This is a genomic window from Persicobacter psychrovividus (assembly GCF_036492425.1).
GTDB classification, from domain to species: domain Bacteria; phylum Bacteroidota; class Bacteroidia; order Cytophagales; family Cyclobacteriaceae; genus Persicobacter; species Persicobacter psychrovividus.
Window position 1 is genome coordinate 2,925,733 of record NZ_AP025292.1, and the last position, 25,726, is coordinate 2,951,458.

Here is a 25,726-nt window from a genome sequence, read left to right on the forward strand (position 1 = left end):
GCAGGATGAGCCTTTTTTTATACCCAAATTTTTAATAATTGCCCAGAATTACGCTTTTTTCCGTTCGCTTACTTCTTATTTCAATAAAAATTATATTAATTATAATTTGTTTATTATGGACAAGCCCAATGAATATTTGGCGACGTGCTCCAAAATGAAATATTGACGATACCCTCAGCATTTAATCCTACCTTACCTTATATGAAAATCAACCTTAAACTGAGGGCGAAGCTGGTCCTCTTCACCGTACTTATTTTAGGGGCTGCCTCCATGTTTGCATGGCAATACATCACCTCCGACCTTACCAAAAAATCCATTTCCGACGCTAAGATAGTCGCACAAACGACCGCTCAGAAATACGCCAACGAGATTGAAGCCAACCTGAACACAAATCAGGGAATGATGCGTGCTTTAGCCAACAGTATGAATGACCTGATTACTGAAGATGGCGACCTGAAGAACGAACAACAACTCGACCTGCTGCTGAATTCATTCTACAAAAGAAATAAAAACCTCCTGGCCGCTTATTATATTCTCGAACTGGAGGCAATCCGGCCAAGCTGGCCAAAAACCCACGGACGATACATCAGCCTGGTACAGTCACAAAATGGCACACTATCGAGCCTTAAAGCCACCCTCGACACCGGCAACATCGCCAACCCAACCAGCTATTATTATCAGACCAAGCAACACCCCGAAGAAGTTTTAGCGGAACCGTATCAGGACCTGCTGAACGATCAGCTGAAAGGTTTACTGATGAGTTCTCAGGCGGCACCATTAGTGCTGCCTTCCGGAAAATTCGCTGGAATTGTAGCCTCTGACCTCGACTTGGGCAACTTTGCCAAACTCGTTAAAAATATTCAGCCATACCCTGGCGCTGAGGCGTATTTACTTTCCAATGAAGGTACTATTGTAGGCCACCCTGACGAATCAAAAATTGGTTTATCCTTGTCTGAAATTGCCGACAATCTCCCTGCCGACGTTCAGCTAATCGACAAAATATCTACCGGAGAATCTTTCAACTACTCCATAGAAGATGGCGCCACACCATATTTCATTACTTTTGTGCCCATTACCCCTGCAGGGACCCACAAATCTTGGAGCCTTGCACTGAAGATTCCCCTGTCTATTTTTGTAAGCCGTGCAGAGGCCCTGACTAAAGACGCCTCCATCATGATGATGTTTGGGTTGGTCTTTTTGATCGTCTTTATGTTCATTTTAGCACATTTTGTTACTTCCCCAATCAAGCAAACAACCCACGCTTTACAGCAATTGGCCGACGGAGAAGTGGACAGCATTGAAAAGCTGAACATCAAATCAAGAGATGAAGCACAAATGATGGGAGAGTCGCTTAATCAGCTTATTGACCGACTGAAGGAAGTTTCCTCTTTTGCCAAAGAAATCGGTAATAACAACCTCGAGGTAACAATTAACCCCAAAAGTAATAAGGACTCCATGGGCAATGCGCTGATGGGGATGAAAGACAGCCTGCAATCGGCACATATTCAGGAACAGGAAAGAAAAAAAGAAGAAAAACAACGCAGCTGGGCAAACACTGGGGTTGCCAGGTTTAGTGAAATTACCCGCGACACCTCCAAAGGCATTGAGGAAATGTCGCAAGAGGTTGTGGCCGAACTGGTGAAATATACTGAAGCCAATCAGGCGGGACTGTTTCTGCTGGAGGAGGAAAATCGCGACCACCCTGTCCTGGAACTTAAAGCCTGCCTGGCTTACGACCGCAAGAAATTTCTGGAAAAGGAAATCATGATTGGTGAAGGCGTTGCTGGCAGATGTTTTCAGGAACAGGAAACGATCTATATGACGGATTTGCCACAAAACTACCTTGAGATTACCTCAGGGCTCGGCGCCGCCACGCCTACAAACCTTTTGGTGGTACCGCTGAAAGTTAATGACAATATCTATGGGGTACTTGAAATCGCTTCTTTCACAAAATTCGAAGCCTACAAAATTGAGTTTATTGAAAGGCTATGTGAAAACTTCGCCTCAGTAATCAATACCCTTCGCATCAATCAAAAAACACAGTATTTACTCGAGGAGGCGCAAATGCAAGGAGAGCAACTCCGGGCACAGGAAGAGGAGATGAGACAAAATATGGAGGAACTCCAGGCTACGCAGGAAGATGCCGCCCGCCGCGAAGAGGACCTCGGCCAAAAAGTCAGCGAATACAAAGCGCAAGCGGAGAAAGCTGCCGCCATGGTGGAATTGCTGCGAACGGAAATGAAATCGGTTCAAAAGAATCAGTCCGCTCATCAGCAAGGATAAGATTTTAATTATCAACTCATTAAACAGGCTCGCTGTGCAATCCCGCTCAGTGGGAATGATAAAAACTATTGTTTAAACAAAATAAGTAAATATATTTGTATTCATTTAAGGGCTTAGTTTCCATTTTTTGCGATTGTTAAGCCCTTGATTATTTGCCAATTTGTATCTTACTATAAGAAAATAAAACCCACATAAATTATGTCTTGGTTTCAAAGAACGGATAAAGGGATCAAAACCTCGACCAAAGATAAAATGGATGCTCCAGAAGGTCTATGGTATAAAACCCCTTCGGGATCTATTATCCACATGAGAGAGCTCAAAGCAAACGCCTATGTTTGCCCTGAAGATGGCTACCATGTGCGTATTGGTTCAAAAGAGTATTTTGAGATCTTATTCGATAATAATGAGTTTAAAGAGCTGGACAAAAACCTGAGCTCTGGCGACCCGCTAAATTTCGTGGACAGTAAGCCTTACCCTAAGCGCATCAAAAGCGTGCAGGAGAAAACCAACCTTGTTGATGCTTGCCGTACGGGAGTAGGTAAAATGAACCAATTAGAGGTCGTGATCGCCTGCATGGATTTCAGCTTTATTGGTGGGTCTATGGGGTCTGTTGTTGGTGAAAAAATCAGCCGAGCGATCGACTACGCCCTCAAGCATAAAATCCCTTTCATCATGATCTCCAAATCTGGTGGTGCACGAATGATGGAAGCTGGTTACTCATTAATGCAGATGGCCAAAACATCGGCAAAACTGCACTTACTTGCTGAGGCGAAAGTGCCTTATGTAAGTTACCTGACGGACCCAACAACGGGTGGGGTAACGGCTTCTTATGCTATGCTCGGAGACTTCAACATTTCTGAACCAGGCGCATTGATCGGATTTGCTGGCCCACGTGTTATCCGCGAAACCATTGGCCGCGATCTGCCGGAAGGTTTCCAGAGTGCTGAATTTGTACTCGAACACGGATTTCTTGATTTTATCGTTGATCGTCGCCACGTAAAACAGCGACTTTCATCATTACTGAAAATGATTAAGTAATTGTTAAAACACTAACAATTATTACCTATATAAAAGATGAAGATTTTGACAATTGTTGAAAATCTTCATCTTTTTTCGTTTTTCAGGGAAATTAACATTCAAATTAATGTTCCCTTTTTAAAGACAATATTATATTTGTGGGGCTTGCCTGAAGGCAGGCAAATTATCATTTATCAAATCATTTAAGTACGATGACAGGTATTATTTTAGCTGGTGTTATCGCCTTTACTGTGCTGATCCTTGTATTGGTATTTGTGCTTCTTTTTGCACAATCTCAACTGGTACAATCGGGTCCGGTGAAAATCATGATCAATGGTGAAAAAGAATTGACTACCGCTGCGGGGTCAACACTTCTTTCAACCATGAGTTCTGAAAAGATTTTCTTGCCATCAGCATGTGGTGGGGGAGGAACTTGCGCAATGTGTAAGTGCCAGGTAACAGCAGGCGGTGGAGACGTTCTTCCTACAGAAGAAGGCCACCTTTCAAGAGCTGAGAAAGCAGATAACGTTCGTTTGGCTTGCCAGGTGAAGGTTAAAAACGATATGGAGATTCACATTCCTGAAGAAATCTTTGGTATTAAGAAATGGGAATGCGAGGTTATCTCTAACTATAACGTTTCAACCTTTATTAAAGAATTCAAAGTTCGCCTTCCTGAAGGAGAGCACATGGACTTTGAAGCTGGTGGGTACATTCAGATTGACGTTCCAGAAATCACCGTTGAGTTCAAGAACATGGACATCACTCCTCACCCAGAACTTGGGCACCCGAATGATGTTTACCAGTCGGATTGGGATCACTTCGGACTTTGGGACTTGAAAATGGTGAATGATGAGCCAATTTACCGTGCTTATTCTATGGCCAACCACCCAGGCGAGGGAGATATCGTGATGCTGAACATCCGTATCGCTACTCCTCCATGGGATCGCGCAAACAACACCTGGATGAAAGTTAATCCGGGAATCTGTTCTTCTTATGTGTTCTCGCGTAAGCCAGGAGACAAAGTGATGGTATCAGGACCTTACGGTGAGTTTGCCATTAATTACACGGACCGCGAGATGGTTTACATCGGTGGTGGTGCAGGTATGGCGCCATTGCGTGCACAGATCTTCCACCTTTTCCACACGGAAAAAACCAACCGTAAAGTTTCTTACTGGTATGGTGGACGTTCTAAAAAGGAATTGTTCTACCTGGATCACTTTGAAAAAATTGAGCAGGAGTTTCCAAATTTCAAAATGAACATCGCCCTTTCTGAGCCATTACCAGAAGATAACTGGAAAGTGAAGAAAGATATGGAAGATGAAGGTGACGGCTTTACAGGCTTCATTCACCAGGCATTGTTGGACAACTACCTCAGCAAGCACGACGAGCCAGAAGATATCGAATATTACCTATGTGGACCTCCAATGATGAACGCAGCGGTATTGAAGATGTTGGATGACATGGGTGTACCTGAAGAGAACATCCGCTTTGACGACTTCGGAGGATAATACTTCGCTTTAAGATCATATTAAGGGCTATTGCTGATTTCAGCAATGGCCCTTTTTTTATGGGCTCAGCCCAGCTGCGCTCCAAAATTTTCCGCTTCAGCTTATGCATCTAAAAAGCATTATTTGTACCTTCCCCCTTGCACTATACCCCGTTCGTCATGTTGAATTTTGAGCTTTTCCTCTCGCCCATCAGTGAGTTGTTTTTTAAAGAAATCTCCTGGCCAAAAAATGGCACCATCAGCCAGTCGCAAATTTTCAGGACACACCTGCCAAGCCTTGAAAATGTGGATATGGCCATTGTTGGCCTCAAGGATAATGGCGGCAACGACGAAAATGACGGCGTTAAGCAGGCCGCCATGGAAATCCGCAAGAAACTCTATCAGCTGCACTGTGGCACCCCGCCATATCGTATCGCTGACCTCGGTAACATCCGTAATGGTATTGATGCTGAAGAAACCCGTGGCCGCCTTCGGGAAGTCTGCACCATGCTGATCCAGCACCAGATCATCCCAATTATTATCGGTGGCTCACATGATTTCACCATCGGCCAATACCAGGGCTACAAGAACCTCCAGCAGCCGGTAAATTTGCTCAACATAGATGCCTACCTCGATTTGCTCACCGACGAGGAGCAGCCATTTAACAGGCGATTTCTCAAAAATTTACTGCTTCAGGACCCCAGTACCCTGCAGCATTATATCCACCTCGGTTTCCAGTCTTACCTGTGCGATCCCGACGACCTTTCAAAACTACACCACCTGAATTTCGACACCATTCGGCTTGGACAAGTACGCGCCGATATCAAAGAAATGGAACCCTATATCCGAAGCGCAGAAGCCTACAGCTTCGACTGTGCGGCCATCAGGTCTGCTGACGCCCCCGGAAGCTCCCTCGCTCAGCCCTTTGGCCTTACAGGGGAAGAAGCCTGCCAACTTAGCTGGTATGCAGGAATGAACTGCAACGCCTCCTCCATTGGCTTTTATGAATACAACCCTTTTGATGATGACGACCAGCTCAAAACAGCCTCTACCATCGCCACCATGATCTGGTATTTTATTGAAGGATTCTATAACCGCAGGGTAGAAGGGGAGTTCGAAAGCGACGACTTCATGCAATACCTTGTGCGGGTCAGTGGCCTCGATGAACCCATTAAATTTTTCCGCAGCAGACAAACAGGTAAATGGTGGGTGGAGATCATTGCAAAAGATCACCCAACAACTCCTTTTTGGCGTGTTCCTTGCAGTGGAACCGATTACGAACAAGCACTCAGAGGCGAAGTACCTGACAGGTGGTTCGTTACCCTAAACAGAATTGGCTAAAATTTGATGAATTTTCAGAAAAATCGCATGGTTTTTCCCATATCATTCGTATATTTGCGCCCCGTAAACCACTATTAAGTGCGTTTATTCTTCGGTAAACTTTTGCTAATTCGCAGAATTTCAGCGACCTAATTGTTTACTGAAATTTTAATTGTATATTTGCAGCCTTAAAAAATAGATAGTAATGAAAAGAACTTTCCAACCATCGCAGAGAAAACGTAAGAACAAACACGGATTCAAAGCTCGCATGGCTTCTGTTAGTGGTCGTGCCGTTTTAGCTCGTCGTCGTGCTAAAGGAAGAAAAAAATTGACCGTTTCAGATCAAAAGACTCACAAATAATTCTTAATTTATTAAGATTATTCAGTGCCATTTTATGGGAAACTTTACAAAGCGAGCCGGAACATTTACTTTATGTAAATCCGAACGTTTATGTAAGAAAAGATTAATACAGGAACTTTTTCACGAAGGTTCCTCTTTTTTTATACATCCGTTCAAGATCATCTTCCTTCCTTATAAAGACGAAGAACAGATTGATCACCACCAGGTGTTGTTTAGTGTTCCGAAGAAAAAACATAAGCATGCTGTTACTCGAAACCTGCTCAAGCGCCGATTACGAGAAGCTTATCGCCTGAACAAAACAGCTATTTTGCCTACCGACAACCACCCACCGTTGTTAATTGGCTTCATTTACACCTCCCCAAAGGTCATCCCTTACCAGCAACTTGAAAAACAGGTTCGCAAGGCGATGAGCAGAATCCACCAACAATTGGCGGATAAATAACCCATATCAACCTATTTATTTTCTCAAAACCGTTTTGTTACTGAATTGCTTGCTGATTTTGGCGAAATAATTGTTATTTAACATTATTCCCTGTTATTTTTAGCGCCTGTTGTCCTACTTTTCCTTCGGCTTATCGTTAACTACAGGACAAGTAAGCTTGTGTATCAAATTACAAAACAAATGAAAATAAACTTCAAGAAACTATTCTTGCCTGCTGTGTTAGGAATCAGCCTTATTGGTCTATTCTCCTTCACCAAGAATGATCAAGCTGATCGTTACTTCCAAATCGCGAAAAACCTTGATATTTTCGCCACCACCTTCAAAGAAATTAATACTTATTATGTAGATCAGGTCAATCCAAGCGACCTGGTAAAAACAGCCATTGATGCCATGCTGGCTTCTCTGGACCCATACACAAACTACATCCCCGAAAACGAAATTGAAGATTATCGTACCATGACCACTGGGCAGTACGGGGGTATAGGTGCCATTATCGGAAGACAACACGAGAAGAATGTCATCATCATGCCTTACTTGGGTTTTCCTGCACAAAAAAGCGGATTACGCACTGCTGATGAACTTTTATCTATTGATGGCATCGACGTCAAAGAAAAAAATGTTGCAGACATCTCTAAATTGCTCAAAGGGCAGGCCAATACCAAGCTGATTGTAAAAGTAAAACGCCATGGCGCTGAGGAGCCAATTGACATTCCAATTATGCGTGAGAAAATCACCCTTAAGAATGTACCCTGGCATGGCATGATCTCCGATGGTATCGGTTACATCAAACTTTCTGATTTCACGACTGACGCTGGAAAAGAGGTAAAGGATGCACTTAAAGAGCTGGAAGCTAAAGGCGCTAAAAAGGTTGTTCTTGACCTTAGAGATAACCCTGGAGGGCTTTTGAATGAGGCCGTGAACGTTGCCAGTGTATTTATTCCTCGTGGCAGCGAAGTGGTGAATACAAAAGGAAAGATGACCGACTGGAACAAAACTTACAATACTTCCAACAACCCTGTAGATACAGACATTCCATTGGCAGTATTAACATCAAGCCGTTCGGCTTCTGCTGCGGAGATTGTTTCTGGTGTAATGCAAGATTATGACCGCGGTGTATTGATCGGTGATCGTACCTTTGGTAAAGGCCTCGTTCAGGCAACTCGTCCATTGGCTTACAATTCCCAGCTGAAAGTAACCACTGCCAAATACTACATTCCTTCGGGCCGTTGTATTCAGGCAATTGATTACTCACACCGCAATGAAGACGGTTCAGTAGGTAAAGTACCAGACTCCCTGAAAGTAGAATTTAACACCGCAAATGGCCGACCAGTATATGACGGAGGAGGTATTACTCCTGACATTAAAACAGAACGCCAATATATTGCGCCAATCACCATCAGCCTGATTGCCCGCGGTTGGGTGTTTGATTATGCAACGGAGTATTTCTATAAGCATGACAAAATCAGCGAGCCAGCAAACTTTGAAATCTCTGATGAAGATTTTGCAGACTTTGTAAGCTGGTTGGATGATAAAGATTATGACTACACCACAAAAGTGGAGAAGACTTTAGATGACCTGAAGGAATACGCCAAAAAAGAAAAATATTACGATGATATTGAGGCGGAAATCAAAGACCTTGAGCAAAGCGTAAAGCATGACAAGAAAAAGGATCTTCAGAAATTCAAAAAGGAAATCAAAACCGTATTATCTGAAGAGATTGTTTCGAGATATTACTACCGTGAAGGTTTAATTGAGGCTTCATTCAAAACGGACAACACCGTTCAGAAAGCCATTGAAGTCCTTAATAACACGGCAGAATACAACAAGCTATTGACAGATAAAACTGACAAAAGCAAAAAAGAAGACTAAGGCATAAAAGCCAGACGATAAAAAAAGCCCTGAATACTGAAATTCAGGGCTTTTTCTATGCCATAAAATTATTGAAATGCATGATTCACTTTCAGAAGAAGCCACTTACTGCTCGCGATATTCCTCTGAAAAGGAAATCAACTCTATCGGTGCTCCATTATCCAAAATCATCGCAACCATAATTCCCTCCACAGGTGCATTAGGAGCTGTCAGGATTTCAAAATCAGCCCGCCTCAAGGCCTCATGTACATCCTCGACCTCAAATGCAAGGTGAGGTATTCGCTGAATAATTTCAGGCATTTCACAATCCGAATCAAACCGCATCCATTCCACACCAAAAGGAGAGGTCTCAAATCCTGATACATAGAACTTCAAATGCGGAATATACCGTTCCTCAGGCCGCTTCTCTGTCGTCGGAACCCCCATGTGATGATACTTCCAACCCCATTCTTCCACCGCAAGCGCAAGCTCAAATTCTTTACGTTGCTTATTCATCAAACCATTCCTATTAGTCCAAACAATAGCAAACCAACAACTCCTGCGATGCCGATCATCAAAATAGAGTTAACCTTATATTTATAAAGTACCACAAAACAGATTACCGTCAGCAGTATTTTTAGGTAGTCGAAACTCAGCCAGTCTTTCGGGTCGAGCAAAAAAGTGTTCTGACCAATCATTATCCCTGCATAAGCAATCAGACCGATGGTTACAGGCTTGATCCCGAAGAAAAAAGCCCGCTTCATTGGGTGCTCCTTGATCTTTGCCAAAATGCTTGTCAGTGCCAAAATAACCAGCACAGATGGGGTTGCCAAGCCTGCCGTTGCGATAATCCCGCCAGGAACACCCCCAACTTTCAGCCCGATATAAGTGGCGCAATTCACCGCAATGGCCCCTGGTGTCATCTGCGAAATAGCGACAATATTCATGAACTCCGCATGCGTCATCCATTGGTGAATCATCATTTCATGCTCAATCAGGGGCAACATCGCCAGGCCTCCACCAAAACTGAACAGGCCGATTTTAAAATAGGTGATAAACAATTCGAAGTAAATCATTTTTTAGCTGTTTTTTGAGAAAACCATTGAGGCAAAAACCACTGTGTCAGCATGGCAATAACTGCCCCAGCGACAATCAGCAGAATGGGGCTGATCGGCGTGAAAGTCATCAGCAGTAAACTCAGTAAAAAAGAAATACGTCCCCAGTTTTCCTTCACAGAGTCTTTAAACATCCTAACAACCGCCACCAGGATCAATGCCACCACACAGCAGCGGATCCCACTAAAAGCCGCCTGAACATAAGGATTGGAAAGCTGGGCACCAAAAAACAGCACAATCACGGACACGATAATGATCGACGGTAAAACCAAGCCTATAGAAGCCACCAGCGCCCCTTTTGTTTTCAGGTGTTTATACCCCACAAATGTTGCCGCGTTGATCGCAATCGTTCCGGGCGTCATTTGTGCAATGGCAATAATGTCGAGCAATTCCTCCTTCGCCAACCATTTTTTTTGGGTGCAGATGATATCTTCGAGAATCGCTATCATCGCATAGCCCCCTCCGAAGGTTACGGCCCCAAGTTTAAAGAAGGTCCAAAACAAATCCAGTAAGAACTTCATTTTATTATTTTATATTAATGTTCATCTCAAGCAGAGATTTCAAAATTACACCTTTAATTTTCGATAAGACCAATTACCATAAAAAATTAGGAAATTGAGAAATTTAAAAGGCTTAATGCGAATGATTTGGTAATTTTGCAGGCTACCTGAGCACAACCTCATTTGGCATCATATCATAATCAAGAATTTATGGCAACCATTTTAAATATAGAAACCGCCACTCCTGTTTGTTCAGTGGCTATTTTCAAGGACGGCGAACGTCAGGGATTTCAGGAACTATTCATCGAAAGAAGTCATTCTTCTTTATTGACCGTCGTGATTGACCAACTGATGAAGAACATCGGCCTGAGCATGAAATCACTGGATGCCGTTGCGGTATCGGCAGGACCTGGCTCTTATACAGGTTTACGCATTGGGGTCTCCACAGCAAAAGGCATCTGCCATGCACTGAATATCCCCCTCATTGCCATTGATACACTCTCTGCAATGGTACGCCATATCTCTTACACCCAAAATCAGGAGGACGCCCTGTACTGCCCAATGCTTGATGCCCGACGGATGGAAGTTTACTGCCAGCTGGCCAAGGCAAATGGTGAAATGCTATTGCCTACTCAGCCAAAAATTCTTGAAGACCAACAAAACCCTTTCGAGCAGGAATTATCGACACAAAAAATCATCTTCTTTGGAAATGGCATGCCGAAGTGCAAAGAAATCCTTCGTCATGAGAACGCTATCTTTCTTGAAAACATCACCCCTTCATCAATAGGTGTAGGAATGATCGCTGAAGAGAAATTCAAAGCGGAACAGTTCGAAGACCTGGCTTATTTCGAGCCTTTCTATCTAAAGGCCTTTCAAGGAACAAAACCTAAAAAACGACTATGAGTGCCAACGACCAAATCATTAACCGAGTAGAAAGCAGCGGACTGCTACAAATTGACCTTGAAGAATTCAGACCTGCGGGCGAGCGCGTTGCCATTGACATCGCCGATCAGCTTTTTCAGGGACTGGTATTACGCGAAAAAGATTTCAGAACCTACATTAAAGAAACCGACTGGAGTACCTTTCAGGACAAGCACGTCGCATTGTTTTGTTCCGCTGATGCCATTATTCCCAATTGGGCATTTATGCTGCTGGCCTCAAAATTACAGGCCGTAGCTACAACTGTGGAGTTTGGTGACCTGGAACAGCTCGAAACGGCGCTTTATAAAAAAGCACTCGCACATATCGATTACAGTAAATTTCAGGACGAACGTGTCGTGATTAAAGGCTGTAGCGATGAAGCCGTACCCACTTCGGCCTATGTTTTACTCACCAACCGCCTGACGCCCTATGTAAAAAGCATCATGTTCGGCGAGCCATGCAGTACCGTGCCTGTTTACAAAAAACCAAGAGTGAAGAAATAAACCGTACATAATAATGTTGGGGGAATGATATAGACCATGATTACCTTGATTTTAAGGATTACCATGATTTATTCATTTTCCTAAAATGCTGACTTGTGGGGGCAAATAGAATAGATCTAATCAAAAAATCTGTGGACAAATAAATACCCTTTGTATTTCTTATTTTGTGTTTAAAGAAAATCTACGCTCGAATAATATTGAACGCTGATCCTTTGGGTCGGCGTTTTTTGTTTCCCACTGATCTAAGCATCCGCTTAAACAATAAGAATAATGGTGCTACAAAAACATCATGGTCAAAAAAAATAGACGTTAGGAATAACGTCTCTAAAAATCAGGGCATAAAAAAAGACCGCGAGTGGAAGCTTGCGGTCTTTTAAATGTTGTAACAGAACGAGGCGCTAAACCTCACTCGTGGTGCTTAGTGGACTCGAACCACCGACTCACGGATTTTCAGTCCGATGCTCTACCAACTGAGCTAAAGCACCATGTGCTATTGGTGTGCAAACATACGGCATTTTCTTTTGAAAACAAATCGAAAAGCGCAATTCGTAAGCAATATCCCTGAATTTTAGCCTTCCTGGAAAAAGGAAGAAAAAGACCGCAAGTGGAAGCTAACGGTCTTTTAAGTGTTGTAACAGAGCGAGGCGCTAAACCTCACTCGTGGTGCTTAGTGGACTCGAACCACCGACTCACGGATTTTCAGTCCGATGCTCTACCAACTGAGCTAAAGCACCATATGGTGTTTTTTATCGAAAGAGGCTGGTGGTGCTTAGTGGACTCGAACCACCGACTCACGGATTTTCAGTCCGATGCTCTACCAACTGAGCTAAAGCACCCAATAACTATGCCGCTTTCTATAAATAGATAATAATAATGTGGTGCTTAGTGGACTCGAACCACCGACTCACGGATTTTCAGTCCGATGCTCTACCAACTGAGCTAAAGCACCAATTATATTATTTTAATTTTTTCAAGGACTTGTGGTGCTTAGTGGACTCGAACCACCGACTCACGGATTTTCAGTCCGATGCTCTACCAACTGAGCTAAAGCACCATTGTACTGTCCTTAAAAAAAATTTGTGGTGCTTAGTGGACTCGAACCACCGACTCACGGATTTTCAGTCCGATGCTCTACCAACTGAGCTAAAGCACCAACAAAGATTCTTTTTGAAATAGAGATAAAACAAAATGGTGGTGCTTAGTGGACTCGAACCACCGACTCACGGATTTTCAGTCCGATGCTCTACCAACTGAGCTAAAGCACCGTCATTTTGCTTCTCCTGAAACGGATTCCCACATAGGGCTTTAAAGCCTGCTGAGGAAACATTTGTGGTGCTTAGTGGACTCGAACCACCGACTCACGGATTTTCAGTCCGATGCTCTACCAACTGAGCTAAAGCACCTCGTCGTTTCGGATTGCAAACATACGGCATTTTCACCGAAACACAAGTCCATTTTCCGAAAAAATCTGAACATTTAAGCAAACAAATTGATAATCAAGCCCATTAATCTTCCCTCAACGGTGAATTTGAAAAAAATGCTCGGCATGCCGAACATTTTATAGCATTAATCAACCATAATTTATAAACATTGGTTATCTTATATAAAGAATAGGAAATAAAGTGACTTCAACAGCCTGTTCTAAGAAGATCAATACGACCACTTATACCCAAAAAAAGACGATATGAGCCTATTATCTCAGCTATTTTTTCTGATCCTGCTCGGGGTCTCAGCCTTTTTCATTGGCAGGCGGATCCTGCAGATACGCAAAAACATTCTTCTCGGCAAAGAAGAAGACCGAACCGATCAGCCACAACGGCGCCTGAAAACGATGCTGTTGGTGGCGTTTGGTCAAAAGAAAATGTTCAAAAGACCCATCGCCGCTTTCCTCCACCTTCTGATTTATGTAGGCTTTCTGCTGATAAATCTCGAAGTGCTTGAAATCGTGCTCGACGGCCTGTTCGGCACACACCGATTATTTGCGCCATTATTGGGGAGCTTTTATCCTGTGCTGATCAATTTCTTTGAATTTCTGGTAGTAGGCGTAATATTTTCCTGTGTCGTTTTTCTTATCAGAAGGCACGTATTGAAAATCAGCCGTTTTACAAAAATAGAAATGAAAGGCTGGCCAACAATGGATGCCACATTAATCTTGGTCATTGAACTGGTGCTGATGGTCGCTATTTTAGCCATGAACGGCGCCGATCAGGTCTTGCAAACCAAAGCGGTGGCTGGCTACCCAGTAACAGGCGCGTTCTTCTTCAGCAGTATTTTTATTCCCTTATTCGAGCCCCTGAGTGCCAATACACTCATCATTATTGAACGCGTGGCTTGGTGGGGGCATATTGCTGGTATTTTCGCCTTTGCCTACTACATCACTTACTCCAAACACCTTCACATATTTCTTGCCTTCCCGAATACCTATTTCAGTAACCTGAAAGAAAAAGGGGAAATCAAAAATATGGACAATGTTACCAATGAGGTGAAATCTATGCTCGGCTTACCTGCTGATCCACCACCAGCGGAAATCCCCCGTTTTGGCGCCAAGGACATCAATGACCTGAGCTGGAAACACCTGATGGATGCTTACGCCTGTACAGAGTGTGGCCGTTGTACCGATAGTTGTCCTGCGAACACTACGGGAAAAGTACTTTCCCCCCGTACCATCATGATGAAAACCCGTGACCGCGCCGAAGAAGTTGGCGAGAGTATCCGTAAAGGAGGCGCAGGCCTTGAGGACGGTAAGAGTCTTTATGGAGATTACATCAATAAGGAGGAATTACTGGCCTGTACCACCTGCAACGCTTGTGTTGAGGCCTGTCCAATTACTATTGACCCACTGTCTATTATCATTGAAATGCGTCGATATATGGCGATGGAGGAATCTTCCACCCCACAATCATGGAATGCCATGTTCCAGAATGTAGAGACAAGCTTTGCGCCCTGGAAATTCCCACCGACCGACCGCTTCAACTGGGCGCAGGACGTCAAAGCAAAAATCTCCGATCAATAAATCAACCTCAACATTTACTTCCTATGTCAGATTTTAATATTCAAATACCCACTGTTGCTGAACTGACCGCCAAAGGCGAAAAACCAGACGTTTTATTTTGGGTGGGCTGTGCAGGCTCCTTCGATGACCGATATAAAAAAGTAACCAAAGCATTTGTCAAAATTCTTGATAAGGTGGGGGTGAAGTTCGCCGTTTTGGGAGAAGAAGAAACCTGTACGGGTGATCCTGCACGCCGTGCGGGTAATGAGTTTTTGTTCCAGATGCAGGCGATGGCCAATATCCAAGTCCTCAATGGCTATGAAATCACTAAAATCGTTACCGCCTGTCCACATTGTTTCAATACCCTCAAAAATGAATACCCTGCCCTCGGCGGAGATTATGAGGTGGTGCATCACTCCACCTACTTGCAGGAACTGATCGATCAAGGGAAAGTCACTGCGAAAGAAGGAGATTTTAAAGGTAAAAAAATCACTTTTCACGACTCCTGCTACCTCGGGCGTGCCAACAATATTTACGAAGCACCAAGAAAAGTCCTTGAAATTCTCGATGCCGAACTCGTTGAAATGAAACGCTGTAAAACCAACGGACTGTGCTGTGGTGCCGGAGGTGCGCAAATGTTTAAAGAACCCGAAAATGGCAAAAAAGATATTAACATTGAAAGAACGGAAGAAGCCCTCGACACGGGCGCTGAAATTATCGCCTCGGGTTGCCCTTTTTGCATGACAATGATGAGCGACGGCGTGAAAAACAAAGAAAAGGAAGGCCAAGTGGTTGTAAAAGACCTTGCCGAACTGATCGCCGAAGCGGAAGATTTAATTTAAAAGTGCCTTTTTCCAGCAATAATCATTTTTTAAAACGACCATTAGGATTATTCTTAGTGGTCGTTTTTCATGAAATCCATTTTTTTTCATGATTGAACACAATTTTATGTTTTATTTTTTCGTAAATAGATTGAAAGCGAAGATTTTTGTAAAACAAACAATCAACAGTCCAAGCTTAAATTAACAATTACTATGTACGTACCTTTTGATCAACTCCCTGCCTCGGCAAAACTTTGGATCTATTCCCTTGACAGACCACTGAACCAAGAAGAAACAAAACAGCTTGAGGAGGCTACCATAAATTTCCTCAATCAATGGCAAGCCCATGGAAAAGACCTGAAAGCATCGATGAAAATTGAAGAAAACAGATTCTTGATTTTAGCGGTCGATGAATCACAGGCTCAAGCGAGTGGCTGTTCTATTGATGCTTCTGCAGGCTTTATGAGAAAAGTTGCGGAACACTTTCAGCTCGACCCTTTCAACCGAACAACCCTTTATTTTGAAGGTCAGGAAAATGGCATCAACATGAATGGATTAAAGGAAGAAATCAGCGTAGGGAATATTACTGAAAATAGTCTTTTATTCAACACCGTCGTTCAATCAAAGGGGGAATTTGAACAAAAGTGGCAGATCCCTGCCCGTGAATCATGGCTCTCCAGGTATTTTAAATAACACCATCTCGTTTCCAACATCTACACTATGAAAATACGCTTCCTCTCCTTAATGCTATTGCTCATCTGCTCGCTCTCTGGCTGTTTTTTGCAGAACATGAGCTTGAAGAAGGGACATAAAAAATTTGACGATGGCGAATACAATATTGCCATCAAGCATTACAAAAAGCAAATTGCTTCAGGTAAAGAAGTGGCTGAGGCCAATTACCATCTGGCCGAAGCCTATCGCTTGTCAAACCGCACGAAGGAGGCGCTCCCATATTACGAGGCAGCGCTAAAAAGTGGTGTACCTGAAGAAATGGCAAATTACTATTACGCCAAATCGTTGGTCGCTAACCAAAAATATAAGGAAGCCAAAGATCACCTGACCTACTTTTTGCAAGGCGCCAAAGATGAAGAGGTCATTGATATCTGCAATAATTATGTAGACAATCTGACCGTCCTGATGAAAGAGGAGGAGGAAGAGCCAACTTTCAAAGTAAAAAACCTGGAGGCGATTAATACTGAATTTGCTGAATATGCTCCTGTATACACCAAAGGCAAACTGTATTTCACTTCCAATAAAGCTGGAAATGATATTTACCGTGCAACAGGAACACCCTTTACCCATATCTGGACGGTAAAAACAAAAGGTGCCCGTGTAGAGATGGAAACCGCAGAGCAAATTAAAGAACTCTATAGCAATGGAGCCAATGAGGGAACAATCACGTTCTCCCCTGATGGCAAAACGATGATCTTCGCAAGAGGAAACACAGGCCGAAGAAAAGGAACCAACGACGTGAACCTCTACGAAACAAAATTCCGAAAAGGAAAGTGGTCGGAACCTAAAATGATTGCCGCAAGCGATCCGCAGGCGTGGGATTCCGCTCCCGCTTTCAGCCCTGACGGTAAATTGCTGTATTTTGCTTCCAACAGAAAAGGCGGCATGGGCGGTACCGACATCTATGTAGCCTCCAAAGATGGCCGTGGCCGATGGGGAAATGTGCGTAACCTCGGAAATAAAATCAATACCGCAGACAACGAATCGTTCCCCTACCTCTCAGATGCAGGAAAACTGTACTTCGCCTCTGAAGGGCACCCTGGTTTTGGTGGTTTGGATCTATTTGTTGCCGAGCGTAAAGATGGCAAGCTGCAAATCAGAAACCTCGGCAAACCAGTGAATTCCCCTGCTGATGATTTTGGGATTTTCCTGTTCTCACTGAATAAAGGTTTTTTCAGCTCCAACCGTGAAGGTGGGGCGGGAGATGATGATATTTATACCTTCGTCAATAGCGATCCACAGCTTAAAGTGGTGAATTATTACCTCACAGGAACAGCCGTTACCATTAACGACGAAGGCACTGAAGAAATTCTGGCCGACACTCAGGTAAAACTGATGGATGCCAATGGGGAAGTGCTCGGTGAGGCGACTGCCAATGAGGATGGTAAATTCAAGTTCAGGGTTTATCCTGCGGAAAATTATACCCTCTTTGGAGCCAAAACAGATTACCTGACATCTCGGACACCATTCTCCACCGTTGGAAAAACCGTTTCTCAAGACCGACTGGTGAAAAAAATTACCAATGTGGTCTTTGAGAAAAAGATCATCCTTGAGCCTATTGTTCTTGATAAGCCTATTGTTCTTGAAAATATTTACTACGACTTCGATAAGGCTGAAATTCGGGAAGACGCGGCCGTGGAACTGGATAAACTGACCAATCTGCTCAATGACAACCCAAAAATCAGAATTGAACTTGGTTCGCATACAGATAGCCGTGGTGAAGCAGCTTACAATGCAGACCTTTCACAACGCAGAGCCAACTCGGCCGTTGCATACCTGATTAAAAGCGGCATTGCGGCCAACAGGCTGAAAGCAAAAGGTTATGGTGAAAGCACTCCGATTGCTGCCAATACCAATGAGGATGGGTCGGATAACCCTGAAGGGCGCCAGAAAAACCGTCGTACGGAGTTCAAAATTATCGGGCTCGATGCCAAAAAGAATGCTGATGGCCAAGTGGAATATCAGTCCAAAGACCTTGAAGAGCGTTTCTTTGGTGGCGACGATGAGGACGACGAAGGACAATAAGAACTATGTAAACAGGTTCAAACCTCCCGCTTGGATCAGCGAGTGCTGTGTAAAAATACTTTAGTCCGAGCGGGACGTTGAAACTAAATTCGCCTAAAATAAAAAAGGTGCTTTTTCTTGAAGAAGCACCTTTTTTCATGCTCAAAAATTTATATCAACAATAAATCTTAAAGCCTTAGATAAAATAGAACCCCAACAAACTAAATCTATCACTTTGCAGCAAAAAATAGGGTTAATTCGTCATTATCAGCCTATTTTGTAATGATTCAAGAAGAAATATGCATCTCATATTTTTGTTTTCTTCTTAAACGGCTACCTTTGCGCTAAATTTTAACATACCCCACTCATGAACGAAAGATACATGCAAAGAGGTGTGTCCGCTTCTAAAGAAGACGTGCACAACGCAATCAAAAATGTAGACAAAGGGCTTTACCCTCAGGCATTTTGTAAAATTGTAGAAGATTACCTTGGCGGTGACTCCGCATACTGTAACATCATGCACGCTGACGGAGCGGGAACAAAATCCTCCCTGGCTTACATGTACTGGAAAGAAACTGGTGACCTTTCGGTATGGAAGGGCATTGCTCAGGATGCGGTGATCATGAACATTGACGACTTGATTTGTGTCGGTGCAACAGACAATATCCTGCTTTCATCCACTATCGGCCGTAATAAAAACCTGATTCCAGGAGAGGTTATCGGTGCCCTGATTAACGGAACAGAAGAGGTGCTTCAGATGCTTCGCGACAACGGCATTAATATTCTTTCGACAGGTGGCGAGACGGCTGATGTAGGAGATTTGGTACGCACGGTGATCGTCGATTCTACCGTTACTGCCCGCATGAAACGTTCGGATGTGATCTCGAACCACAACATCAAGCCTGGGAATGTAATCGTAGGTTTGGAATCTTACGGACAAGCCACTTATGAAGACAAATATAACGGAGGAATGGGCTCTAATGGCTTAACTTCCGCACGCCACGATGTTTTCAATAAGATTTATATGGAAAAGTACCCTGAGGCTTTCGATGGTGCTGTTCCTTCTGATCTTGTTTTCTCTGGTTCATGCAAACTAACCGATGCTGTTGAAGGCAGTCCTCTCGATGCTGGACAATTGGTGCTTTCAGCGACCCGTACTTACGCCCCGATCGCTCAGGCGATTTTCAAAAATCACCGTGCACACATCGATGGTATGGTTCACTGTTCAGGTGGCGCACAAACCAAAGTTGGCCATTTCATTGGTGACAATATCCATGTGATCAAAGATAACCTTTTTGAGATCCCACCATTATTCAAGCTGATCCATCAGGAATCAGGTACTGACTGGAAAGAAATGTACAAGGTTTTCAATATGGGACACCGATTGGAAATCTACCTTGACGAACAATATGCACAGGAAATTATCGACATCTCCAAATCTTTCGGTGTAGATGCAAAAATCATCGGTAGGGTAGAGGAAGCTCCTGCCAAAAAAGTAACGCTAAAAACTGAGAACGGTACTTTCGAATATTAGAAACTGCCACAGATCAGCTCAAAATACAATACACCAAAGCCATGTACATTTTTCGTACATGGCTTTTTTTATGTCAAAAATAATGAACAATCACGGGTCGTAATCATTTTCTAACTAAATCCGAATACTGATCTTACCATACAAATAGTCCATACGGTTGTCTATTGAGCATTTCTTTATAAATTTACCCATTCTTTAAATCAGTAAAAAAATGAACGATATTTTAAAAACCCTCTTACTTTTGGCTTGTAGCGTTTGCTGGCTTACAGCCTGCTCACCGTCGGTTCCAAAATATGAGAGCTATATGGATTACCCCACTTACGAAGGCAATTTATGGCCTGAATATACCCCTACTCAAACGGTATTCAAATTATGGTCACCTACCGCTACTGCGATCGACCTACACTTTTACAAAAATGGGGAAGGCGATCAGGCAGAAGAAACGCTCAGCATGTCTAAATCAGACAACCATCCTGGTTTATGGACTTTGGAAGTAGAAGGCGACCAATTGGGGCGTTTTTACACTTTTCAGGTTCATATCGGTGACAAAATTTTAGATGAAACCCCAGGTATATATGCGCAGGCGGTAGGCGTGAACGGCCAACGTGCTCAGGTGGTGGACTTAGCCAAGACCAACCCTGAAGGATGGAATGCTGACAAACGACCTTTGCTGGCACGTCCTAACGATATTATCCTTTATGAATTGCACGTTCGTGATTTTACCATTGCTGAAAATAGCGGCAGCAAATACCCTGGTAAATTCTTGGGACTGACGGAAGAAGGCACCAAATCTCCTGATGGCCTTTCGACTGGGATTGATCACATTAAAGCATTAGGCGTTACGCATGTACACCTGCTGCCTTCTTTTGACTATCGTTCCGTTGATGAATCTAAACTTAACGAACCACAATACAACTGGGGCTATGACCCACTGAATTATAATGTACCAGAAGGCTCTTATTCGACGAACCCTTACGATCCGACGGTAAGAATCCGTGAGTTCAAAAAGATGGTACAAGCTTTCCATAAAGCTGGAATCCGAGTGATATTGGATGTTGTGTACAACCATACAGGAAAAACAGAAGATTCCAACTTCAATCTTGAGTCGCCAGGTTATTACTACCGACACACACAGGATGGCCAATTGTCCGATGCTTCCGCTTGCGGCAATGAAACGGCCTCGGATCACCCTATGATGCGTAAATACATCATTGAGTCTTGTAAGTATTGGGCGAAAGAATACCACTTGGATGGTTTCAGATTTGACCTCATGGCAGTACATGATGTGAAGACGATGAACGAGCTAAGTGCTGAACTGAAGAATATCAACCCTACCTTATTTGTTTATGGCGAGGGCTGGAATGCTGGTACTTCACCATTGCCTAAGGAACAACAGGCGTTGAAGGTGAATACCGTTAAGCTTACCGATGTAGCGGCATTCTCTGATGACATTCGCGATGCTGTTAAAGGCTCTGTTTTTGTGGAAAAAGAGAGTGGTTTTATTGGCGGACAAAAAGGGCTTGAGGAAAGCATTAAATTTGGTATTGTTGGAGCAACGCAACACGACAGCATTGATTACCAAAAGGTCAATTACAGCAAGGCTCCATGGGCAAATAAACCCTCGCAGTGTATCAATTATGTCTCTTGCCATGACAACAATACGCTCTATGACAAACTGAAAATGGCAAATCCTAATGCCAGCGAAGCCACTATTGAGCAACTTGACCGCTTGGCTGCAACCATTGTACTGACAAGTCAGGGGATTCCATTCTTGCATGCAGGGAGTGAAATGCTGCGCACCAAAGGCGGCGAGCACAATTCTTACAATAAACCTGATGCCGTTAATGAGATCAACTGGTCGTGGAAAAAAGACCATGCATCGGTTCTTAAATATTATGAAGGTTTAATTGCGATGCGTAAGCACCATCCAGCCTTTAGAATGCCAACCACAGCCATGATTCAGGAGAACCTTCAATTTATGGAAGCTCCAGCCTCTGTTGTGGCATATCAAATTAAGAACTACGCCAACCATGATGAATGGAAAAACATTATGGTCATCTTCAATGCCAAACAGCATGCCCAGGAAATGCCGTTGCCAAAAGGCAACTGGTCGTTGGTGGCAGATGGCAAACAGGTCAAGGAGAAAGGAATTAAACGCATAAATAGAAAAGTAAATGTCCCTGCGCATAGTGCATACATTCTTCGACAGTTGTAAAACAGTCTACCACCTTACAAAAAAAGCAATGAACGAACTGTTCATTGCTTTTTTTGTATATTTACGACAGTATTCCTTCGAGTGGAGCTCATGGAAAAAAATATCAACCGTTCATTTTTTACCCTATGCAAAGTTTGACCAAACTATTTTTATTCGCACTGATATGTAGTTCGTTATTTGGAATAGGAGCGTGTGAGCCTATCGCCACGGAAATGACGCCCTCTTACGGGCCCTCCATGCAAATGAACAAAGCATATGGCAGGTGGCAAGTTGTCGAAAGTTTTTATGCTAACGGTACAGCGGAAGAGCTTGACGACCAAGCCCCGATCATTTATGAATTCGGAGAAGATGGCCACTTTGGCTATTTCAATAACTTTTTCAGTGGAACGCATGATGGTGGTTATTTCTTCCACAACATCTTTTCTGTAAGCATGAAACACCCCCACTTGCCCTCCCCATATTTATACTTTGAGCTGGTAGATACCGCAACAGATTCCATTTCCATTTTACAATACGAATCCAATAAGAAACTCCACCTCACCCAAGAAGAGGTAAACGCTGGCAATTCACAGCCGACTGGTTTTCCGCGCCTTACTTTTACACGGACATTAAAGCGGATTGAACAGACTCCCGAGGCTGACTAAACAAATGCTCCAACCAGGTAATACAGTACAAAAAACACCATTGCTGCACTTCCATACCATTTTACAACACGCCAGCGGTGGGCTTCATCATAAAACCACAACACACGCCAGGGCTCCCAAAGCCCTAATAATAAAGACCCTAAACTAAAGAGGGCAAAACCGAGCAAAACATAAGAAACAGCCTCAATCATAACAAGCGATATCATTTCAGCAAATATAAAAAAAGGAACGACCGATGCGTTCCTTAATTTATAATATTCATTTACGTGAGCCTATTTGAGGTACTTTTTCAGTTTGAGGGTATCATGTAAAATCTCGACAATCTCATCTTCTGTAAAGCGGGAGGTGTCTATTGTAAAATCAAACTGAACCTCTTTGCCTTTGGAGTAGAAGGACCTGAAATGCTCCCGACGCTTATCATTGCGCTCGATGTATTCTTCTGCCTCCTGCTCATCAATCTCCCAACGCTCAATCAAATTCTGTTTCCGCCAACTTAAAGGGGCTTTTAGCGAGGTGTGCAAAGCCCGATCAAAGCCTTGTGTCAGGCTCTCTCCGGCACGACCTACAATAATAATGTTACCTTCCATAGCGAAGTCACGCACCACCTTCATGATGGTTTTCTTCACCTTCACATCATTATAATTGTAGTAATTCTTTCCGAAGCTGAAAAACAAATCCTCTACCAATGCCCGACCTTCCTGATTATAGTTACGCTCTACCTCATCGACACGGAGCTTCAGCTTCTCAGCCGCCGATTCCATCACCTCTTTATTGATATACCGCCACTTGGGCTTGGCATTGGGATAAAGTGCATTGAGCTTAACGACTAATTTTTTGGCGATATGCTCAGCCCCACAACCCGCCTCACGGGAAATAGTCACCACAGGCAAGGCATTCTTGGTCTTGGGTGTGGCTGTTTCTTTAGCAATATGCCCTGTCAGGTAACGGGTAAAAATATCTTTGTTAATCATACTTTAAAAAGGTTAGTCATCTATAAATAAGAACGTTTCAAGCCCTGCAGTTGTTGAAAATGTATGTGCTTTTTATTGAGATTAGCCAAGGAAATAAAATATTGGTCGTTAAAAAATTGCTCCCTGTTAGGTGTTCAACTCATCAGAAAAAAATATTCCACTTCTTTCTCATGGAATCTGTGATGAATCAACGATTTACCGCTGAATATTTTTAAATTTGCAACGAAAAACAAGTTACCGAAATATGTACAGATCACATACCTGCGGAGAACTCCGCATTGAGGATGTAAATAAAGAAGTTACCCTATCCGGATGGGTACAACGTGTTCGCGATAAAGGCGGCATGATTTGGGTGGACCTTCGCGACCGCTATGGTATCACGCAACTGATGTTTGAAGATGGTGTTTCTGCTGCGGAAGTTTTGGACAGCGCGCGTTCTTTGGGACGTGAGTTTGTAATCCAGGCGACCGGTACAGTGGTGGAGCGTTATTCTAAAAATGACAAAATCCCAACGGGTGCTGTTGAGATCAAAGTAACTGCCTTGAAAGTATTGAATGCGGCAAAATTGCCTCCATTCATGATTGAAGACGATACCGATGGTGGGGATGACCTTCGCATGAAGTACCGCTATTTGGACTTGCGCCGTAACCCTGTTCGTGAGAAGTTGGCTTTGCGCCACCGCATCGCTCAGGAGGTTCGTCGTTATTTGGATGAGCAACAATTCCTGGAGATCGAAACACCTGTTTTGATCAAATCTACCCCTGAAGGCGCGCGTGATTTCATCGTTCCTTCACGTATGAACCCAGGAGAGTTTTACGCTTTACCACAGTCGCCACAAACCTTCAAACAATTGTTGATGGTTTCAGGATTTGACCGTTACTTCCAAATCGTAAAATGTTTCCGTGATGAGGATTTGCGTGCGGACCGTCAGCCTGAATTTACTCAGATAGACTGCGAGTTGGCTTTTATTGAGCAGCAGGACATCCTGGATATTTTCGAAGGCATGGTACGCCACTTGTTCCGCATGGTCTTGAATCAGGAAATTGGTGATTTCCCACATATGGAATACGCCGATGCAATGCGCCTTTATGGTTCAGACAAGCCAGATATCCGTTTCGGAATGGAATTCGTTGAGCTGAACGATGTGGCTCAGAACAAAGGCTTCAAAGTATTTGACGATGCTGAATTGGTTGTGGGTATCAAAGCTGAAGGTTGTGGTACGTACACTCGTAAGCAATTGGATGCCTTGACCAACTTTGTGAAATCTCAGCAGGTAGGTGCCAAAGGTTTGGTCTATGTGAAATGCAACGAAGATGGTTCTTTCAAATCATCTGTTGATAAATTCTTCGATCAGGAGGCTTTGGCTGCCTGGGCAACGAAGATGGAAGCTAAGCCAGGCGATTTGTTGTTGGTATTGTCGGGTGGCATGGACGCTGCTCGCAAGCAAATGAACGAATTGCGTTTGCATATGGGTAATGAGTTGGGCTTGCGCAAAGCAGGTGAATTCAAGCCATTGTGGGTTGTAAACTTCCCATTGTTGGAGTGGGACGAAGAAACTTCTCGTTTCCATGCGATGCACCACCCATTCACCTCGCCTAAGCCTGAGGATATGCACTTGTTGGATACTGATCCAGGTGCGGTTCGTGCCAATGCTTACGATATGGTGATCAATGGTGTAGAGATTGGTGGTGGTTCTATCCGTATCCACGACCGCGAGCAACAGCAATTGATGTTCAAACACCTTGGTTTCACTGAAGAGGAAGCCAAAGAGCAGTTTGGTTTCTTGATGGAAGCGTTCGAATACGGTGCACCTCCTCATGGTGGTATCGCCCTTGGTTTCGACCGCTTGTGTGCCATGTTTGGTGGTTCTGAATCTATCCGTGACTATATCGCCTTCCCGAAAAACAACTCAGGACGTGATGTGATGATTGATTCTCCTGCATTGGTAGACAACGCACAGCTTAATGAGCTACAAATCGCTTTGAACTTGAAAAAAGAGGATTAATCCGCTGATCAT

General features: G+C 43.6%; 22 protein-coding genes and 8 tRNA genes. 17 read left to right on the forward strand and 13 right to left on the reverse strand.

The features are described 5' to 3' along the window. Window positions 1-201: 201 nt before the first annotated feature. The 7 genes from AABK40_RS12615 (at window position 202) to AABK40_RS12645 (ending at window position 8,778) form a co-directional block, all read left to right on the forward strand. Window positions 202-2,283: a GAF domain-containing protein gene (locus AABK40_RS12615; protein ID WP_338397194.1), complete on the forward strand. Its 2,082-nt coding sequence runs from the start codon at window positions 202-204 to the stop codon at window positions 2,281-2,283. A 198-nt stretch (window positions 2,284-2,481) separates the two neighbouring features. After that, on the forward strand, window positions 2,482-3,321 hold the full coding sequence (gene accD / locus AABK40_RS12620; protein WP_332922764.1) for an acetyl-CoA carboxylase, carboxyltransferase subunit beta: 840 nt from the start codon (window positions 2,482-2,484) through the stop codon (window positions 3,319-3,321). A gap of 191 nt (window positions 3,322-3,512) precedes the next feature. After that, on the forward strand, window positions 3,513-4,808 hold the full coding sequence (gene nqrF / locus AABK40_RS12625; RefSeq protein WP_332922763.1) for an NADH:ubiquinone reductase (Na(+)-transporting) subunit F: 1,296 nt from the start codon (window positions 3,513-3,515) through the stop codon (window positions 4,806-4,808). Between the two features lie 158 nt (window positions 4,809-4,966). Next, entirely contained in the window at window positions 4,967-6,127 is a 1,161-nt protein-coding gene (locus AABK40_RS12630; RefSeq protein WP_338397195.1) for a formimidoylglutamase, read from the forward strand. Window positions 6,128-6,311: 184 nt separating this feature from the next. Continuing rightward, window positions 6,312-6,467: a 50S ribosomal protein L34 gene (gene rpmH / locus AABK40_RS12635; RefSeq protein ID WP_332922761.1), complete on the forward strand. Its 156-nt coding sequence runs from the start codon at window positions 6,312-6,314 to the stop codon at window positions 6,465-6,467. A 34-nt stretch (window positions 6,468-6,501) separates the two neighbouring features. Beyond that, entirely contained in the window at window positions 6,502-6,909 is a 408-nt protein-coding gene (gene rnpA, locus AABK40_RS12640; protein ID WP_332922760.1) for a ribonuclease P protein component, read from the forward strand. Between the two features lie 180 nt (window positions 6,910-7,089). Beyond that, complete coding sequence (locus AABK40_RS12645; protein WP_338397196.1) at window positions 7,090-8,778, forward strand: S41 family peptidase; 1,689 nt, start codon at window positions 7,090-7,092, stop codon at window positions 8,776-8,778. Between the two features lie 105 nt (window positions 8,779-8,883). On the opposite strand, the gene AABK40_RS12650 is transcribed toward AABK40_RS12645, so the two are convergent. Genes AABK40_RS12650 through AABK40_RS12660 form a run of 3 tightly spaced genes read right to left on the reverse strand, consistent with a single transcriptional unit; the run spans window position 8,884 to window position 10,393 of the window. Beyond that, window positions 8,884-9,273 (reverse strand): VOC family protein, encoded by a 390-nt coding sequence (locus tag AABK40_RS12650; protein WP_338397197.1) that lies wholly within the window; start codon window positions 9,271-9,273, stop codon window positions 8,884-8,886. Beyond that, a complete protein-coding gene (locus tag AABK40_RS12655) occupies window positions 9,273-9,833 on the reverse strand; it encodes a chromate transporter (RefSeq protein WP_338397198.1) in 561 nt (186 codons plus the stop codon). Before AABK40_RS12655 ends, AABK40_RS12650 begins: the two co-directional genes overlap by 1 nt. Continuing rightward, a complete protein-coding gene (locus AABK40_RS12660; protein ID WP_332922756.1) occupies window positions 9,830-10,393 on the reverse strand; it encodes a chromate transporter in 564 nt (187 codons plus the stop codon). Before AABK40_RS12660 ends, AABK40_RS12655 begins: the two co-directional genes overlap by 4 nt. Before the next feature lie 189 nt (window positions 10,394-10,582). On the opposite strand from AABK40_RS12660, the gene tsaB reads away from it, so the two are divergent. Then, the gene (gene tsaB, locus AABK40_RS12665; protein ID WP_332922755.1) at window positions 10,583-11,275 is read left to right on the forward strand and encodes a tRNA (adenosine(37)-N6)-threonylcarbamoyltransferase complex dimerization subunit type 1 TsaB; all 693 of its coding nucleotides are present in this window, start codon (window positions 10,583-10,585) and stop codon (window positions 11,273-11,275) included. Beyond that, complete coding sequence (locus AABK40_RS12670) at window positions 11,272-11,796, forward strand: DUF2480 family protein (RefSeq protein ID WP_338397199.1); 525 nt, start codon at window positions 11,272-11,274, stop codon at window positions 11,794-11,796. The genes tsaB and AABK40_RS12670 overlap by 4 nt, the downstream gene beginning before the upstream one ends. A 412-nt stretch (window positions 11,797-12,208) precedes the next feature. Here the strand turns inward: AABK40_RS12670 and AABK40_RS12675 are convergent. The 8 genes from AABK40_RS12675 to AABK40_RS12710 form a co-directional block, all read right to left on the reverse strand. Further along, window positions 12,209-12,281, reverse strand: a tRNA-Phe gene (locus tag AABK40_RS12675). A gap of 176 nt (window positions 12,282-12,457) precedes the next feature. Further along, window positions 12,458-12,530, reverse strand: a tRNA-Phe gene (locus tag AABK40_RS12680). Between the two features lie 26 nt (window positions 12,531-12,556). Continuing rightward, window positions 12,557-12,632 (reverse strand) — tRNA-Phe (locus AABK40_RS12685). Window positions 12,633-12,672: 40 nt separating this feature from the next. Beyond that, window positions 12,673-12,745, reverse strand: a tRNA-Phe gene (locus AABK40_RS12690). Between the two features lie 32 nt (window positions 12,746-12,777). Continuing rightward, window positions 12,778-12,850, reverse strand: a tRNA-Phe gene (locus tag AABK40_RS12695). 26 nt (window positions 12,851-12,876) lie between these two features. Then, window positions 12,877-12,949 (reverse strand) — tRNA-Phe (locus AABK40_RS12700). A 36-nt stretch (window positions 12,950-12,985) separates the two neighbouring features. Then, window positions 12,986-13,061 (reverse strand) — tRNA-Phe (locus tag AABK40_RS12705). A 65-nt stretch (window positions 13,062-13,126) separates the two neighbouring features. Beyond that, window positions 13,127-13,199: transfer RNA gene (locus AABK40_RS12710), tRNA-Phe, on the reverse strand. Window positions 13,200-13,480: 281 nt separating this feature from the next. Between AABK40_RS12710 and AABK40_RS12715 the strand changes: the two genes are divergently transcribed. From AABK40_RS12715 to AABK40_RS12745, 7 genes are all read left to right on the forward strand, one after another. Then, entirely contained in the window at window positions 13,481-14,809 is a 1,329-nt protein-coding gene (locus tag AABK40_RS12715) for a 4Fe-4S dicluster domain-containing protein (protein WP_338397200.1), read from the forward strand. 23 nt (window positions 14,810-14,832) lie between these two features. Beyond that, window positions 14,833-15,630: a (Fe-S)-binding protein gene (locus AABK40_RS12720; RefSeq protein WP_332919623.1), complete on the forward strand. Its 798-nt coding sequence runs from the start codon at window positions 14,833-14,835 to the stop codon at window positions 15,628-15,630. A 192-nt stretch (window positions 15,631-15,822) separates the two neighbouring features. Further along, complete coding sequence (locus AABK40_RS12725; RefSeq protein WP_332919622.1) at window positions 15,823-16,302, forward strand: hypothetical protein; 480 nt, start codon at window positions 15,823-15,825, stop codon at window positions 16,300-16,302. 27 nt (window positions 16,303-16,329) lie between these two features. Next, the gene (locus AABK40_RS12730; RefSeq protein ID WP_332919621.1) at window positions 16,330-18,366 is read left to right on the forward strand and encodes a CHU_0125 family OmpA-like outer membrane integrity protein; all 2,037 of its coding nucleotides are present in this window, start codon (window positions 16,330-16,332) and stop codon (window positions 18,364-18,366) included. A gap of 346 nt (window positions 18,367-18,712) precedes the next feature. After that, complete coding sequence (locus AABK40_RS12735) at window positions 18,713-19,879, forward strand: AIR synthase related protein (protein ID WP_332919620.1); 1,167 nt, start codon at window positions 18,713-18,715, stop codon at window positions 19,877-19,879. Between the two features lie 211 nt (window positions 19,880-20,090). Further along, window positions 20,091-22,094 carry a type I pullulanase gene (gene pulA / locus AABK40_RS12740; protein ID WP_338397201.1) on the forward strand — a complete coding sequence of 668 codons (2,004 nt, stop codon included), beginning with the start codon at window positions 20,091-20,093 and terminating at the stop codon, window positions 22,092-22,094. Between the two features lie 125 nt (window positions 22,095-22,219). After that, a complete protein-coding gene (locus AABK40_RS12745) occupies window positions 22,220-22,738 on the forward strand; it encodes a hypothetical protein (protein ID WP_338397202.1) in 519 nt (172 codons plus the stop codon). Here AABK40_RS12745 and AABK40_RS12750 read toward each other — a convergent pair. Together AABK40_RS12750 and AABK40_RS12755 are read right to left on the reverse strand one after the other, a co-directional pair. Further along, a complete protein-coding gene (locus AABK40_RS12750) occupies window positions 22,735-22,929 on the reverse strand; it encodes a hypothetical protein (protein WP_332919617.1) in 195 nt (64 codons plus the stop codon). The genes AABK40_RS12745 and AABK40_RS12750 overlap by 4 nt on opposite strands. A gap of 81 nt (window positions 22,930-23,010) precedes the next feature. Further along, window positions 23,011-23,709: a cytidylate kinase-like family protein gene (locus AABK40_RS12755; protein WP_332919616.1), complete on the reverse strand. Its 699-nt coding sequence runs from the start codon at window positions 23,707-23,709 to the stop codon at window positions 23,011-23,013. A gap of 244 nt (window positions 23,710-23,953) precedes the next feature. Here AABK40_RS12755 and aspS point away from each other — a divergent pair, with 244 nt between their 5' ends. Next, window positions 23,954-25,714 (forward strand): aspartate--tRNA ligase, encoded by a 1,761-nt coding sequence (gene aspS, locus AABK40_RS12760; protein WP_338397203.1) that lies wholly within the window; start codon window positions 23,954-23,956, stop codon window positions 25,712-25,714. Window positions 25,715-25,726 lie beyond the last annotated feature (12 nt).

Bases quoted from the DNA above. Each gene is read 5' to 3' on its own strand.
- AABK40_RS12650 (WP_338397197.1), bottom strand. From the start codon at position 9,273: ATGAATAAGCAACGTAAAGAATTTGAGCTTGCGCTTGCGGTGGAAGAA.
- AABK40_RS12720 (WP_332919623.1), top strand. From the start codon at position 14,833: ATGTCAGATTTTAATATTCAAATACCCACTGTTGCTGAACTGACCGCC.
- AABK40_RS12615 (WP_338397194.1), top strand. From the start codon at position 202: ATGAAAATCAACCTTAAACTGAGGGCGAAGCTGGTCCTCTTCACCGTA.
- AABK40_RS12735 (WP_332919620.1), top strand. From the start codon at position 18,713: ATGAACGAAAGATACATGCAAAGAGGTGTGTCCGCTTCTAAAGAAGAC.
- AABK40_RS12645 (WP_338397196.1), top strand. From the start codon at position 7,090: ATGAAAATAAACTTCAAGAAACTATTCTTGCCTGCTGTGTTAGGAATC.
- rpmH (WP_332922761.1), top strand. From the start codon at position 6,312: ATGAAAAGAACTTTCCAACCATCGCAGAGAAAACGTAAGAACAAACAC.
- AABK40_RS12670 (WP_338397199.1), top strand. From the start codon at position 11,272: ATGAGTGCCAACGACCAAATCATTAACCGAGTAGAAAGCAGCGGACTG.
- AABK40_RS12745 (WP_338397202.1), top strand. From the start codon at position 22,220: ATGCAAAGTTTGACCAAACTATTTTTATTCGCACTGATATGTAGTTCG.
- AABK40_RS12660 (WP_332922756.1), bottom strand. From the start codon at position 10,393: ATGAAGTTCTTACTGGATTTGTTTTGGACCTTCTTTAAACTTGGGGCC.
- AABK40_RS12730 (WP_332919621.1), top strand. From the start codon at position 16,330: ATGAAAATACGCTTCCTCTCCTTAATGCTATTGCTCATCTGCTCGCTC.
- tsaB (WP_332922755.1), top strand. From the start codon at position 10,583: ATGGCAACCATTTTAAATATAGAAACCGCCACTCCTGTTTGTTCAGTG.
- aspS (WP_338397203.1), top strand. From the start codon at position 23,954: ATGTACAGATCACATACCTGCGGAGAACTCCGCATTGAGGATGTAAAT.
- AABK40_RS12715 (WP_338397200.1), top strand. From the start codon at position 13,481: ATGAGCCTATTATCTCAGCTATTTTTTCTGATCCTGCTCGGGGTCTCA.
- accD (WP_332922764.1), top strand. From the start codon at position 2,482: ATGTCTTGGTTTCAAAGAACGGATAAAGGGATCAAAACCTCGACCAAA.
- AABK40_RS12655 (WP_338397198.1), bottom strand. From the start codon at position 9,833: ATGATTTACTTCGAATTGTTTATCACCTATTTTAAAATCGGCCTGTTC.
- AABK40_RS12630 (WP_338397195.1), top strand. From the start codon at position 4,967: ATGTTGAATTTTGAGCTTTTCCTCTCGCCCATCAGTGAGTTGTTTTTT.
- nqrF (WP_332922763.1), top strand. From the start codon at position 3,513: ATGACAGGTATTATTTTAGCTGGTGTTATCGCCTTTACTGTGCTGATC.
- pulA (WP_338397201.1), top strand. From the start codon at position 20,091: ATGAACGATATTTTAAAAACCCTCTTACTTTTGGCTTGTAGCGTTTGC.
- AABK40_RS12750 (WP_332919617.1), bottom strand. From the start codon at position 22,929: ATGATTGAGGCTGTTTCTTATGTTTTGCTCGGTTTTGCCCTCTTTAGT.
- AABK40_RS12755 (WP_332919616.1), bottom strand. From the start codon at position 23,709: ATGATTAACAAAGATATTTTTACCCGTTACCTGACAGGGCATATTGCT.
- AABK40_RS12725 (WP_332919622.1), top strand. From the start codon at position 15,823: ATGTACGTACCTTTTGATCAACTCCCTGCCTCGGCAAAACTTTGGATC.
- rnpA (WP_332922760.1), top strand. From the start codon at position 6,502: ATGGGAAACTTTACAAAGCGAGCCGGAACATTTACTTTATGTAAATCC.